11 protein-coding genes are annotated in these 13,480 nt (G+C 72.2%); 5 read left to right on the forward strand and 6 right to left on the reverse strand.

The genetic code is table 11. The features are described 5' to 3' along the window. Window positions 1-40: 40 nt before the first annotated feature. On the reverse strand, window positions 41-1,696 hold the full coding sequence (locus ACWGIG_RS28805) for a sigma factor-like helix-turn-helix DNA-binding protein (RefSeq protein WP_453324610.1): 1,656 nt from the start codon (window positions 1,694-1,696) through the stop codon (window positions 41-43). 161 nt (window positions 1,697-1,857) lie between these two features. Between ACWGIG_RS28805 and ACWGIG_RS28810 the strand changes: the two genes are divergently transcribed. Beyond that, window positions 1,858-3,750, forward strand: a complete 1,893-nt coding sequence (locus ACWGIG_RS28810) for a cell division protein PerM (RefSeq protein ID WP_453324611.1) — start codon at window positions 1,858-1,860, stop codon at window positions 3,748-3,750. A 486-nt stretch (window positions 3,751-4,236) separates the two neighbouring features. Here the strand turns inward: ACWGIG_RS28810 and ACWGIG_RS28815 are convergent, their stop codons facing one another. Then, window positions 4,237-5,253: a hypothetical protein gene (locus ACWGIG_RS28815; RefSeq protein WP_453324612.1), complete on the reverse strand. Its 1,017-nt coding sequence runs from the start codon at window positions 5,251-5,253 to the stop codon at window positions 4,237-4,239. Window positions 5,254-5,528: 275 nt separating this feature from the next. On the opposite strand from ACWGIG_RS28815, the gene purN reads away from it, so the two are divergent. Both purN and purH read left to right on the forward strand, forming a co-directional pair. Then, window positions 5,529-6,203 (forward strand): phosphoribosylglycinamide formyltransferase, encoded by a 675-nt coding sequence (purN, locus tag ACWGIG_RS28820; protein ID WP_453324613.1) that lies wholly within the window; start codon window positions 5,529-5,531, stop codon window positions 6,201-6,203. Then, window positions 6,184-7,764, forward strand: coding sequence for a bifunctional phosphoribosylaminoimidazolecarboxamide formyltransferase/IMP cyclohydrolase (gene purH, locus ACWGIG_RS28825; protein WP_453324614.1), 1,581 nt, complete (start codon window positions 6,184-6,186; stop codon window positions 7,762-7,764). Before purN ends, purH begins: the two co-directional genes overlap by 20 nt. A gap of 90 nt (window positions 7,765-7,854) precedes the next feature. On the opposite strand, the gene ACWGIG_RS28830 is transcribed toward purH, so the two are convergent. The 4 genes from ACWGIG_RS28830 to ACWGIG_RS28845 all read right to left on the reverse strand — a co-directional run bounded on the left by ACWGIG_RS28830 (window position 7,855) and on the right by ACWGIG_RS28845 (window position 11,572). Further along, window positions 7,855-8,250, reverse strand: coding sequence for a hypothetical protein (locus tag ACWGIG_RS28830; protein WP_453324615.1), 396 nt, complete (start codon window positions 8,248-8,250; stop codon window positions 7,855-7,857). A gap of 101 nt (window positions 8,251-8,351) precedes the next feature. Next, a complete protein-coding gene (locus ACWGIG_RS28835) occupies window positions 8,352-9,902 on the reverse strand; it encodes a serine/threonine protein kinase (RefSeq protein ID WP_453324616.1) in 1,551 nt (516 codons plus the stop codon). After that, complete coding sequence (locus ACWGIG_RS28840) at window positions 9,899-10,654, reverse strand: FHA domain-containing protein (RefSeq protein WP_453324617.1); 756 nt, start codon at window positions 10,652-10,654, stop codon at window positions 9,899-9,901. Before ACWGIG_RS28840 ends, ACWGIG_RS28835 begins: the two co-directional genes overlap by 4 nt. Window positions 10,655-10,798: 144 nt before the next feature. Continuing rightward, on the reverse strand, window positions 10,799-11,572 hold the full coding sequence (locus tag ACWGIG_RS28845) for an RDD family protein (protein ID WP_453324618.1): 774 nt from the start codon (window positions 11,570-11,572) through the stop codon (window positions 10,799-10,801). Between the two features lie 254 nt (window positions 11,573-11,826). Here ACWGIG_RS28845 and ACWGIG_RS28850 point away from each other — a divergent pair, with 254 nt between their 5' ends. Continuing rightward, a complete protein-coding gene (locus tag ACWGIG_RS28850; RefSeq protein ID WP_453324619.1) occupies window positions 11,827-12,693 on the forward strand; it encodes a bifunctional methylenetetrahydrofolate dehydrogenase/methenyltetrahydrofolate cyclohydrolase in 867 nt (288 codons plus the stop codon). Window positions 12,694-12,728: 35 nt separating this feature from the next. Then, window positions 12,729-13,427: a DUF3017 domain-containing protein gene (locus tag ACWGIG_RS28855; RefSeq protein ID WP_453324620.1), complete on the forward strand. Its 699-nt coding sequence runs from the start codon at window positions 12,729-12,731 to the stop codon at window positions 13,425-13,427. Window positions 13,428-13,480: the final 53 nt, after the last annotated feature.

Genomic DNA, 13,480 nt, shown 5'->3' on the forward strand with positions numbered 1-13,480 from the left:
CCCCTTCTCGGGGTGCGGGCCTTCCGCGTGTGCGTGACCGCTAGCGGAACTGTGGAACCAGGCGCTCCGGGCCGTTCACAGGCTCGGCGCGGAGCTTGGCGCGCAGCTGCATGTCGTACGTGTTCAGGCGCTGTGGACCGCTGTGCGCCGGAACGCCGCCGACCGGTTCGCCCGGCGGGCGCGGCGCTTCGTACTGCGTCGGTGCGGTCGACAGCGTGAACGCCGTCGCACCGACGATCAGCGTGGTGAACGCGATGGCCGCCCGCGTCCAGAACCGGGCCTTGCGCTCACTTCTCCTGCGTACCGCTTCGCCCGGCGGCAGGCCCTCGGCCGACTGCGTCAGGGCGAGGCTGCTGAGACGTTCCTGCAGAAGGGCGGACCGGTCGGCGGGGGTGGTGGCCTCGGCCAGTTCCGGGAGCTTCTGGGCGACGACGGTACGGGCGTGCTCCAGACGGTTCGCGGCGGCCGGGGTGCTGGCCTCGGTTTCGGCGGCGGTCTCGGGGAGGTCCAGTCCGAGGCCGTCGTAGAGGAGGAGGGTGCGGCGGTACGGGGGCGGGAGCCGGAGGAGGGCATCGAGGAGGGCTTGCTGGCCGGGGCCGGGGCCGGGGCCGGGGCCGGGGCCGGGAGTGGGGTCGGGGGTGGAGTTGGTGTCCGGGGTGGCGGTGGGTTTGCCGTCGGTGCCCGGGGCGCTGGCCGGTCCGCCGGTCGGAGGGTCGATGTGCCGGTGGCTGCGGCGCAGGCGGTGCCAGGGGGACATCGCGTACTCGTAGGCCGCAGCACGCACCCAGCCCGCGGGGTCGCGGTCGGTCGCGACCTCGGGCCAGCGCTGCCAGGCGAGGTGGAAGGCCCGCTCGACCGACTCGTGCGAGAGGCGGTGCCGTCCGGTGAGGAGGTAGGCCTGGCGGAGGAGGGAGGGCGCGGTGTGGGCGTAGAGGCGGTCGAAGGCTTGGGAGGGTGTGGGGAGGGTTGCGTCTGCGTCTGCGTCTACGGCTGTTGGGGTTGGAGTTGGAGTTGGGCCGGAGGTGGGGGCTTTCGGGGAGACCGCTTCCGGGGTGGTGACCGCTTCCGGGTTGGCCGGGGCTTCAGGGGCAGCGGGGACGACGACAGTGGCGGTGGGGACGGCAGGGGTGGCAGGCGCGGAAGAGAGGGCGGAGGCGCGGGCGCGGATGCGGGAGCGGGAGCGCGAGGGGCGCGAGGGGCGCGAAGGGGCCGCGTCCCCGGATCCCCGGGCTTCGGATCCCCGGGCCTCGGGCCCCCGAACTTCGGATCCCCGGGCCCCGGATCCCCGGGCTTCGGGTGCCGGGCTCGGCCGAGTGGTCGGCGGGGGCGTCGCAGCAGTCGGGTCCGTCGGCACTGCCGGGGCTGCTGGCCCCGGTGATGTGGACGGCGCGAGCTTGGTGGGTGCCGCCGTGCGGACCGGGTCGGCCGTGCCCTTGGCGGTCAGCTCTTCGTCGATGCCGGTGAGCAGGCGTGCGTACACCTCGCGTTTGCGGCCCCGCGGGCTGGTGCGGCCCGACTCCCAGGAGCGGACCGTCTCGCGGGTCACGCCGACGATCGCGGCAACCTGGAGCTGCGACAGCGCCTTCGCCTCGCGCAGTCTGCGGCGTTCCTTCGGGGACGGCAGGGCGGCGACGGTGACGGAGGCGGCCGAGGGGGGAGGGGATGTGGTGGGTGTGGTGGGCGTGCTGCGGGTCATGGGAGCACCTCCGTGATTCCCGCGACTCCCGTGACTCCTGTGATCCCCGCGGTCCCCGTCGTACTGCACCGGGCGAAAAAGTACATAAACGTATATTGGGCGACACGTCGGCTGTTCGCTCGTTACGCGAAGATGGCGCGTGTCGTGGGCAGCATGGCCGCGTGAACCCGAATCCAGTGACCGAGCACGAGCACGAGCACGAGCACGAGCCTGAGCGCGAGCGCGATCATGAGCACGAGGGCGAGCGCGGGAGTCACCAATACGGCGGGGGGCTGCCGATCGCGTCGGCCGCCTGGGGCATCTGTCTGGTGCGCGGGGTGCTGGCCGCCGGGCTGGGCCTCGGGGCGTTCGCCGTGCTGGTGATGGTGCTGTGGATCAGCTCGCCCTATCCGGACGCGGGGGCCGGCGCGGCGCTGCACGTCGCCGCCGGGCTGTGGCTGCTCGCCCACGGCGCGGATCTCGTACGGCACGACACCCTGAGCGGTGTGGCCGCGCCCGTCGGGCTGACCCCGATGCTGTGTGCCGTGCTGCCCGTCTGGCTCGCACACCGGGCGGCGCGTGACGCGCTGGAGGACGACGGCGGCGAGGACGGTGCGGCGCCGCGGAACGTTCCCTCCGGGTGGGCGGCCTTCGGCGGGGTGACGATCGGGTACCTGGCGGTGGGATGCGCCGTGACGTTGTACGCGGCCGGCGGTCCGCTGCCCGCCGCACCCGGCACCGTCGCGGTGTGGCTGCCGCTCGTCGTGGCCGTCGCCGCCGCTGCCGGGGTGTGGACCGCGTACGGACGGCCGCACGGGCCGCTGCCCGGGTGGGTTCCGGAGGGCGTGCGGCGCGAGTTCGTACGCCCCCGCCTGGCGACGGCCGCGCGTGCGACGGCTGCTGGAGCGACCGTGCTGGTGGGGGGTGGTGCGCTGGTCGTCGGAGCCTCGCTGACCTGGCACGCGGACCTGGCGCAGGAGTCGTTCCTGCGGCTCGCGGTGGAGTGGTCGGGTCGGTTCGCGGTGCTGCTGCTGGCGTTGGCGCTGGTGCCCAACGCGGCCGTCTGGGCTGCCTCGTACGGGATGGGCGTGGGGTTCGGGCTGGGTACGGGGGCGGTGGTGACTCCGCTCGGGGGCGCGGGAGCGGCGGCGCTGCCGCACTTCCCGCTGCTGGCCGCGCTGCCGGGGCAGGGGCGGGGCACGGCGCTCAACTGGGCCGTGTCGGGCGTGCCGTTGGCGGCCGGGCTGACGGTCGCATGGTTCACGGTACGGGCGGCTGCGCCTGCGTATGCGGTACGGGAAGAAGCATGGGGGCGGCGCAGAACGGCGGCTACGGCGGCCCTGGCGGCGGTGGGCTGCGGGGCCGTGATGGCCGTACTGGCGGCGGTCTCGGGCGGCCCGCTCGGGACGGAACGGCTGGCGGAGTTCGGGCCGGTGTGGTGGAAGGTGGGGCTGGGGGCGCTGGTGTGGGTGGCGGGGGTGGGGGTGCTGGGGGCTTTGGCACTGAGGGGGTGGAGATTGCGGGAGTGGTCTTGGGGGTCGGTGTGGTCGTTGGGGTCGATGGGATGGCTGGGGCCGACGGGATTGTTGGGGTCGATCGGGTCGTTGTGGCCGTTTGGCGGGGGGCGGCGTGAGGGTGTGGGGGTGGGGGGTTCGGCTGGGGGAGAGCAGGGTGTTGGTGAGCAGGGAGTTGGCGGTGGGGGTGGAGAGGTTGCGGGGGACAGCTGGCACGACAGTGGGGTGCGGGAAGTGAGGTGGGCGGGGTTGAGGGAGGCGTCCGGGGGGTTGATGGCGGAGTTGCCTCCGGTGCCTTCTGTGGCTCCGACGGGTGCTGTGTCGGGTGCTTCGGGCTTGGGGGTGTCGGGGCCGGGGCCGGGGCAGGGGTCGGTGTCGCTGCCGTTGCCGGGGCTTCCGGCTTCGGCTCCGCCTGTGCCGGTGGTGCTGCCGGTGGTGGGGGTGAGCCCGGAGTCGGGGTCCGGGGCCGAGCCGGAGTCCGGGTCCGGGTCCGGGTCCGGGTCCGATCCCGAGCGTGAGACCGAGTCCGAGCAGGGGGTGGGTGGGGGTGGTGTGGGGTGAAGGTGCGGGGGTGTTTGCGCCTGCGGCGGGCCATGCCCCTCCCCGCCCCTTCCCTAAACCGCTGGCCGCGGGGCTGGAGGGGGGCACGGTTCGCACCGTGGGGCGGGTGGGTTCACGGCTCGGCGTCGTGGGCACAGCAGTTCACGGTCGGCGCCGGTGGGGGCTGGGGTTCGGGGCTGCGCCCCGTGCCCGGACTTCGTCCGCGCGTCCTCAAACGCCGGACGGGCTGAAAGGGATTCTCGGATCCCGGACGGGCCGAAGGTGCCCGCGCGTCCTCAAACGCCGGACGGGCTGAAAGGGATTCTCGGATTTCGGACGGGCCGAAGGTGTCCGCGCGTCCTCAAACGCCGGACGGGCTGAAAGGGATTCTCGGATCTCGGACGCACCGAAGGGGGGCCTCGGATTTCGGGTGGGCTGGGGATGCCCGTGCGGGCAGACGTGGTGCGGGAGTGGCGCCCCGTACCGCAGGTCAGCCCGCGTCCCCCGCTACTCCTTCACTCCGAAGACCGGGATCAGGGACTTCGGGAGTTCCTCGTTGCACGCCACCTGTGCGGACTTCGTCAGGGAGTCCGCGACACAGGTGTAGTAGTCCCGGTAGACGAGCTGCACGGTGAACGTCGTCGCCACGATCGCCAGTGCCAGCGCCGCCGTCACCAGACCGCTCACCGCCGCCGTCGTCTGCGGCCTGGTGCTCACCGGCGGAGCGGCGGGCGTGGCGGGCGAACCCGTCAGGGCAGCGGTGGCGTCCGGCTTCGGCGTCTTGTTGCGCAGGGCGCTGATGCCCCAGTAGAGGGCCAGCGCGCCCAGCAGCAGTGAGATCTCCCGCTGCGTGAACAGGGCGAAGAAGAACGCCCACATGCCTGCCAGCAGCGCGTACCGTGCGCGGCGCTGTGCCGGGTCCGTCGGGTCCCAGCGCAGGTTGGCTCCCGGGCCGCCCTCGGTGCCGTCCGGTCCGGTTCCGTCCCGGCCGCGGCCGGTTCCGCCCGGCGCGTCCGTGCCGCCGGGGCCGCCGAAGCCGCCACTGCTCCGGCTCGGCGGCTGGCGGCTGCTCCACCGGCTGCCCCAACCGGAGCCGCTGGACGTGGAGTTGTCGTCACCGGAGTCGCCCGGGCCGGGTGCCGTGTCGCCGGCCGGCCTGCGCGGTTGCCAGGGCTGGTCCGGGCGGCCTTCGGGCGGGGGTGCGAACGGGTTGTCGTCACCGGAGCCCGAAGGACTTGAGTGCGAGGGGCTGGTGCTCGACGGGTCGGTGTTCGACGGGCCCGTGCTTGAGGGGCCCGTGCTTGAGGGGCCCGTGCTTGAGGGGCCCGTGTTCGACGGACCCGTGCCCGACGGACCCGTGCTCGAAGGGTCTGTTCCCGGGGCCGGGCCCGTCCCCGATGCTTCCGTGTCGCCGCCACCCGTGCGTTCCCGCAGCAGCAGCGCCGGCCCCCCGTCGGCCGGAAGCGGCAGCAGCAGTGGGAGTGGGCGGCGGCGGAGAGCCGCGCGGCGGCGTCGGTCCGTCATCTGGTGAACGTCTTCCCCTCGGACCCTCCGGCGGAAGGTCGTATGTCGTCTGGAATTCCGCGCCTGTGGCCGACCTGTTGTCGGCCCCCGTACGGAGTCGGGGCGGAGTCCTGCCCTGACGCTACCTCCCGCCCGTGCACCCGTCCCGTGGGGGCGGCCCGGTGTGCCGGTATCGTTGCGAGCGGTCGACGCTTTCGTAGGGTTCCCCGTATGCCGGGGTGCGATTCGTTCGTACGACCACACAAACCGCACGACCCGCGAGAAAGAGACCCGCCGTGGCCTCCCCGCCCCCCTCCGCATCCCCCGCTTCCCTTCTCCCGCCTGCCGCCGGACGCCCTGCCCGGCTGGTGGTCCTGGTCTCCGGTTCTGGTACGAACCTCCAAGCCCTGCTCGACGCCATCGCGGCGGACCGCGAGTACGGCGCGGAGATCGTCGCCGTCGGCGCCGACCGCACCGGCATCGCCGGGCTCGAACGGGCCGAGGCGGCCCAGATCCCCACCTTCGTCCGCCGGGTGAAGGACCACGGGACCCGGGAGGAGTGGGACGCGGCGCTGGCGGAGGCCACCGCCGCCCACTCGCCCGATCTCGTGGTCTCCGCAGGGTTCATGAAGATCGTGGGGAAGGAATTCCTCGCACGGTTCGGCGGGCGTCTCATCAATACGCACCCCGCCCTGCTGCCGAGTTTTCCCGGTGCGCACGGCGTCCGTGACGCCCTCGCGTACGGCGCCAAGGTCACCGGGTGCACGGTCCACTTCGTCGACGACGGCGTCGACACCGGCCCGATCATCGCCCAGGGCGTGGTCGAGGTCCGGGACGAGGACGACGAATCCGCTCTCCATGAGCGAATCAAGGAAGTCGAGCGCACGCTGCTCGTCGAGGTCGTGGGGCGTCTCGCCCGCAACGGCTACCGCATAGAGGGACGAAAGGTTCATGTCGGTGAACTCCGTTAACCCGGACAACTCGGTGAAGAAGCCCATCCGCCGCGCGCTGGTCAGCGTCTACGACAAGACCGGTCTTGAGGAGCTCGCCCAGGGGCTGCACGCGGCCGGCGTCGAGCTGGTCTCGACCGGCTCCACCGCGGCGAAGATCGCGGCCGCCGGTGTGCCGGTCACCAAGGTGGAGGAGCTCACCGGGTTCCCCGAGTGCCTGGACGGCCGGGTCAAGACCCTGCACCCCCGCGTGCACGCCGGCATCCTCGCCGACCTGCGCCTGGAGGACCACCGCAGCCAGCTCGCGGAGCTCGGCATCGAGCCCTTCGACCTCGTGGTCGTCAACCTCTACCCCTTCACGCAGACCGTCGCGTCCGGTGCGACGCCCGACGAGTGCGTGGAGCAGATCGACATCGGCGGCCCGTCGATGGTCCGCGCCGCCGCCAAGAACCACCCGTCCGTGGCCGTCGTCACCAGCCCGGTGCGGTACGCGGACGTCCTCGCGGCCGTGCAGGACGGCGGCTTCGACCTGACCGCCCGCAAGCGTCTCGCGGGCGAGGCCTTCCAGCACACCGCCGCGTACGACGTGGCGGTGGCGGGCTGGTTCGCCGATGACTACGCGGCTGCCGACGACTCCGGCTTCCCGGACTTCATCGGGCAGACCTACGCCCGTAAGAACGTCCTGCGGTACGGCGAGAACCCGCACCAGGGCGCCGCGCTGTACGTCAACGGCAAGGGGGGTCTGGCGGAAGCCGAGCAGTTGCACGGCAAGGAGATGAGTTACAACAACTTCACCGACACCGACGCCGCCCGCCGCGCCGCGTACGACCACGCCGAGCCCTGCGTCGCGATCATCAAGCACGCCAACCCGTGCGGCATCGCCATCGGTGACGACGTCGCCGACGCCCACCGCAAGGCGCACGCCTGTGACCCGCTGTCCGCGTTCGGCGGCGTCATCGCCGTCAACCGCCCGGTCAGCGTCGCCATGGCCGAGCAGGTCGCGGAGATCTTCACCGAGGTCATCGTCGCCCCGGCGTACGAAGAGGGGGCCGTCGAGGTCCTGGCCCGCAAGAAGAACATCCGCGTGCTGCGCTGCGACGGCGCCCCCTCCGACGAGGTCGAGGTCAAGCCGATCGACGGCGGCGCCCTCCTCCAGGTCACCGACCGCCTCCAGGCGGACGGCGACGACCCGGCCAACTGGACGCTCGCGACCGGCGAGGCGCTCACCGGGGCCGATCTCAACGAGCTCTCCTTCGCCTGGAAGGCCTCCCGCGCCGTCAAGTCCAACGCGATCCTGCTCGCCAAGGGCGGCGCGTCCGTCGGCGTCGGCATGGGCCAGGTCAACCGGGTCGACTCCGCGAAGCTCGCCGTCGAGCGGGCGGGCGAGGAGCGGGCGCGCGGTGCGTACGCCGCTTCCGACGCCTTCTTCCCGTTCCCCGACGGCCTGGAGATCCTGCTGGCCGCGGGCATCAAGGCCGTGGTCCAGCCCGGCGGTTCGGTACGCGACGAGTCTGTCGTCGAGGCGGCGAAGAAGGCGGGCGTGACGATGTACTTCACCGGCACGCGGCACTTCTTCCACTAGTACGTACGGGAATCTAGTACGTACGGGAATGACGGAAGCCGTGCCCTCCCCCGAGGGAGCACGGCTTCCGTCACGTACGGGCAGTGGGTGTCAGCAGCGCGGCAGGCCCGGGATCGGCTCCCAGTCCCCGCCCTTGCTGAACGCGGTGGCGCTCACCCACACGTTCTTGTTGCCCTTGTCGTCGTCGGTCTTCGCCCACCAGTCGTTCTTGTTGCCGTGCTCGTCGTGGTGGGGCTGGTTCTTCACCTGGCAGTAGAAGTAGTTGCGGCCCGCGTAGAGGACGCCCTTCTTGGCGGAGGTGGTGGTCGGGGACGCGTAGCTGTAGGCGCTGCGCCACGTGTGGTAGTAGTGCTTCCCCTGGATCTTGACCTGCGAGGCTGCCGGAGCAGCCGCACTGTCGGCCTGGGCGACGCCCGGCGTCACCAGTACCGCGGCCCCCGCGACCGTGGCACCGACAGCGGCGATGATCGTACGAGTCCTGCGCATGAAGTCCCCCTGTGGAACTGGCGGTTGGTGCGTCGTGCCGCCGTTTCGGCGGCACACCAGAACCATCCCCCGCTGCGTCCCGCCCCGGTACCTCAGATGTCTCAGGGTGCCTTGCCGCCCGCCACCGCGTACTCCTTGAGGTAGTGCGCGACCTTGTCCGCATGGGGGCGGAGCTTCGCCGGCGCTCCGCCCCACTCGTTGACCTTGGCGGCGGAGGAGCGATGCGCGAGGGCCCCCGCGACCTGCGGCGAGACGTTGAGGTTCGGCCACAGGGCCGGGGCCATCGCGCACAGGTAGCGGCCGAGGGCGGGGATCGACTGCTCGGGCGGGAACGGCGGCTCGGGGTTCCCCGTCGCCGGGCGCTGGTCGCTGGGCAGCCAGTAGCGGACCACCCGCGGGCTCCAACGGGCCATCCCGTACTCGTCGTGGGGCGGGTCGGAGAGATCCGGGTCGAAGTTGCTCTCCACCTTCAGGATCGCCGCGATCTGCGCCGGCGTGACGTCCTTCTCCGCGCACTGGTGCGCCGAGTCGACGATCAGCTTCCGGTACGCCACCGGGATGCCCTTGTCGGTGGCCAGTTCGGCCGCCCCGTACTCGGCCGCTGGTACCGTCCCGTCGTCCCGCAGCGCCAGGAACCCCAGCGAGGCCGCTGCCAGCACCGTCACGAGTCCGGCCGCCCACGCCGTCCGCACGGCGCGCCGCGAGCGGGGGCGCAGCCGGGGGAGCCGGGGCGAAGGCGCGGAGCCGGTCACCGCCTCGATGCGGCGCAGCAGCGCGGCGGCGGTGTGCGCCGAACGCTCCTCGTGGGTACGGGCCAGGCAGTCGGTGACGATCGGGCGCCAGGCGTCCGGCAGCCCGGGGTCGAGGTGCAGTTCCGCCTGCCCGCGCGCATAGCTCAGCAGGGCTTCCGAGCGGGCGGCGGGCCCGCCCCCGCTGCCGCCCCCGCCGGGCAGCGGAGGCTTTCCCGTCAGTACGAGGTGGGCGAGCACGCCGAACGCCCACACGTCCGTGGTCGGTCTGACCTGCCGCCCGTTGTCGCTGATCTCCGACCACAGAAGCTCCGGCGGCGTGTAGTCGGGCGTGGCGAAGGCCGGTGCGTACGCATGCGTGCCGTCCATCTCGGCGGCCAGGTTGAAGTCGCCGAGCCGGACCGTGCCGTCCGCCATCAGCAGCACGTTGCCCGGTTTGAGATCGCCGTGCACCCAGCCCGCGTGGTGCAGCTGGTGCATCCCCTCGCAGACCTGGGCGAGGAGCGTCGGCCCCGGGGCGGGCACGGGCTCTCGCGCGAGCAGCGCGTCCAGCGAACCCTCGGCCCGTTCCAGTACGAGGACGGTCGCGCCGTCCAGCTCGGGCAGCTCCGGATCGTCCACGGTCAGCGCCTCGTACATCCGGATCAGGCGCGGCCGGGACAGCTTGCGGTGCATCGCGAGCTCGCGCTGCGAGAGCTCGCGCAGGTGGTTCAACTGGCGCGGGGTGCGGGTGCCGGTGGGGAGGAATTTGAGTGCGGCTTCGGAGGGGAGGGCGGCGGGCGCTCCGGACGATTTGACCGCCGCGTACACGCTGCCGAACGCCCCCGCGGCCAGCGGCTCGCGCACCTGCCAGGACCCGACGCGGTACCCGGCCGGGACGGACACGGCGAAGGGGGCGGTCATCGCGTGTTCAACTCCCTTTCCAGTAGCGCCAGTTCGGATTCCCGTACGAGATCGAAGCGGAGGGCGAGCGAGACCAGGGACTCCTTCTTGCCGTTCAGCCGGGGCCCGCAGTCCGCCGACTCCGGGGGCTGCTTGAGGCGCAGCTTCACCGCGAGGTAGTCGATGTTCCACTGCACGGCGGTGCGCGAAGCGGCGGGCCAGCCGGGGCGCAGCCGCTCCGCGACCTGGTCGACGGTCGGCAGCGGTGCGTGCGGCTCGCCGCGCAGCCGCGGTTCGCACAGCGCGGCCAGTACGGCGAAGTACCGCTTCGTACGGTCGAGGGCGAAGGCGGGCGCGGTGAGTGCGCCTTCGACGGACGGGTCCGCCGCCACGTAGTCGTGCCGCGGCGCCCACACCTCGAAGGCGAGCAGCTCCCCCGCGGCGGGCAGCACCACCCGGGAGAACTCGAACGGAACGGGAGCGTCCAGCCGGCCGGGCGCGATCTTGACGTGCTCGCCCGCACCCTCCGGGTTCTCGACGACGTACGTCTGCCGGGAGCTGAGGTTGCTGAGTGTCCAGAACGCACCGCTGGCCCGGATCTCCCCGGCGGTACGGGAGATTCCGTCGTGGGTGAGAGTGAGGTGGGGCGGGTGCGCGCCCGGTTCCGTGTCCGGTGGCGGTGTACGGCCGAAGCGCAGGCTCTCGCCCGGCGCGAGCCGGAATTGCTCCTCGGGACCCGCACATTGCGCGGGAACCACGACGATGCTGTACATGCTGCACACCCTTCCCCGGCGAACCCCCGCCAGGTTAGGGAGAGGACGGGTCCCGAGAAAGACGGAAGGCCGCCAATTCCCCGGAACGAGTGGGGAATCGGCGGCCTTCGCCGGGCACCGCAGGTGGCTGCACCTGCCGCGTGCCTACTTCTTGATGACGATCGTGCCGCCCGCGCGGTCGTGCCAGCCCTGGAGCTTGCCCGAGTTGTCGAAGAACGGGGAGAGGTAGACCAGGAGCGTGCCGAGGCCGCAGAACAGCGAGCCGACCATCGGGATGATGTAGCGGATGAAGCCCGCACCCAGGCCGGGGGCCTGACCGGTGTTCTCCTTGATGACCTTGACGCCGAGGACCATCTTGCCGAGCGTGGCGCCCCAGATGGAGACCATCAGCCATTCGTAGAGCAGGGCGATGAGGGCGAAGAGGGCGAGGGCGGCGAAGAAGCCCGCGAGGATGCCGACGCTGGCATTGGCCGCGTCGTTCACGCACTGGGTGTAGGCCTCGCTGCCGTACTGCTTGCCGCTGCAGTCGTCGATGCTCTTCGAGGCGCCGACCAGACCCGCGAGGCCGACCGCCGTGAAGATCGCGTACAGGATGCCGTACGCCACGGCGTCGAGTGCGCGGGCGCCCAGGCGGCGGCCCATCGTGGCGAGTTCGACGTTGCCCAGGGCCGGGACGTTGATGTAGCCGTTGTTGGCCTGGAGGGTGCCCTGGCCCGGAGGCATCTGGCCGGGCTGCTGCTGGGGGTAGCCGTAGCCCTGCTGCGGCGGGACACCCTGCGGGGCCTGCTGCGGGTAGCCGTAACCGGGCTGCCCCTGCGGCGGCTGCTGGGGGTAGCCGTAGCCGGGCTGCCCCTGCGGGGGCTGCTGCGGCTGGCCCTGGGGCTGACCGTACGGGTTGTTGGGGTCGCCGAAGCTCACGAGCGATTCCTCCGTTGGTGGTGCTGGGGACGATGCGGTCCGAGCGGAGGAAGTTACGTGGAACGAGCGGTGTGCCCCCCTGTGCCGCCGCGGAACTGCGCGCCACATCGTCGTATTACCGTCCGCTTTTTGTCCAGCCGGAAGCACAAGGTGTTGTCAAGGTGCAACGTTTGATTCGAGCCGGTGACAAACCGGCCGACCCCGGGGTCGGCCCTAATTGGAACCTCACCCCCGTCATCCGCGAGGATGGGTGCATGACCGCCCAGATTCTCGACGGCAAGGCCACCGCAGCCGCGATCAAGTCCGAACTCACCGGCCGCGTGGCGGCCCTGAAGAGCCGGGGAATCACTCCCGGGCTCGGCACCCTGCTGGTCGGCGACGACCCGGGCAGCAAGTGGTACGTCGCGGGCAAGCACCGCGACTGCGCCCAGGTGGGCATCGCCTCCCTGCAGCGCGAACTGCCCGACACCGCCTCCCAGGAGGAGATCGAGGCAGTGGTACGGGAACTCAACGAGGACCCCGCCTGCACCGGCTACATCGTCCAACTCCCGCTCCCCAAGGGCATCGACACCAACCGCGTCCTGGAGCTGATGGACCCGGCCAAGGACGCCGACGGCCTGCACCCGATGAGCCTGGGCCGTCTCGTCATCGGCGAGCCGGGACCGCTGCCCTGCACCCCGTACGGCATCGTCCAGCTGCTCCGTCACCACGGTGTCGAGATCGCCGGCGCCCATGTGGTCGTCGTCGGCCGCGGCATCACCATCGGCCGCCCGATGCCGCTGGTCCTCACCCGGAAGTCCGAGAACGCCACGGTGACGCAGTGCCACACCGGCACCCGTGACCTCTCCTCGCACCTGCGCCAGGCCGACATCATCGTGGCCGCCGCCGGTGTTCCGCACCTGATCAAGCCCGAGGACGTCAAGCCGGGCGCGGCCGTCCTGGACGTCGGCGTCAGCCGCGACGAGAACGGCAAGATCGTCGGCGACGTGCACCCCGGTGTCGCCGAGATCGCGGGCTGGGTCGCCCCCAACCCGGGCGGCGTCGGCCCGATGACCCGTGCCCAGCTCCTGGTCAACGTCGTTGAGGCCGCCGAGCGCGCAGCCGGCATCGACGCGGGCTGACCGGGAACCGTACGGGAAGAAGAGGGAGCGACCCCATGGGCGGCAAGGCAGCGGACGACCGCGAGGAAGCGGACGGCACCGGCGTGGGCGAGGCCGGTGAGGCTGATGACGCAGTGGGGGCGACGGAGGCAGGCAAGGAGGGCGAGGCAGGCGGGGCGGGTGGTGCGACCGAGGCGGTCGTGACGTCCGGTGCAGGTGCGGTCGCGGACAGCGGTGCGGACAGCGGTTCGGACACCGGTGCAGGCACCGGTTCGGGCACAGCTGTGGGCACCGTCGAGGACACGGAGCCCCGGGCCAAGGGCGTCGTCAGCGCGCCCGGTCCGGACGGCCCCGTGCGCACCACCCGTCGCTTCCCCCTCTTCACCCGGGACACCGCCCGCCCCGAGGGCGGCGGCCGGGCAGCCGCAGGAGACGCTCCGGCGCCCGCCAGGCAGTGGCCGCTGCTCACCGTCCTGGGCGCGACCGGGATCGGGCTGCTGCTGGTCGCGGTCGACGCGTTCGACATCGGGTTCCGGCTCGGCACGGTCCTGATCGGGCTCGCGCTGCTCACCGGCGCTGCGCTGCGCTGGGTGCTGCCTTCGGTCGGGATGCTCGCGGTCCGCTCCCGCTTCACCGACATCGTGACGTACGGCGCCCTCGGTCTGACCATCACGCTGTTGGCGCTGATGACGCAGCCGCGCCCGTGGCTGACGATCCCGTTCCTGGAGTCGGCGGTCCGCTTCACGGTGCGCTGACGAGTCCACGGTGCGCTGACGAGCGGTGCCGACGCACGGCCGGTGGCCCGGCC

The organism is Streptomyces sp. NPDC054863 (assembly GCF_053610825.1).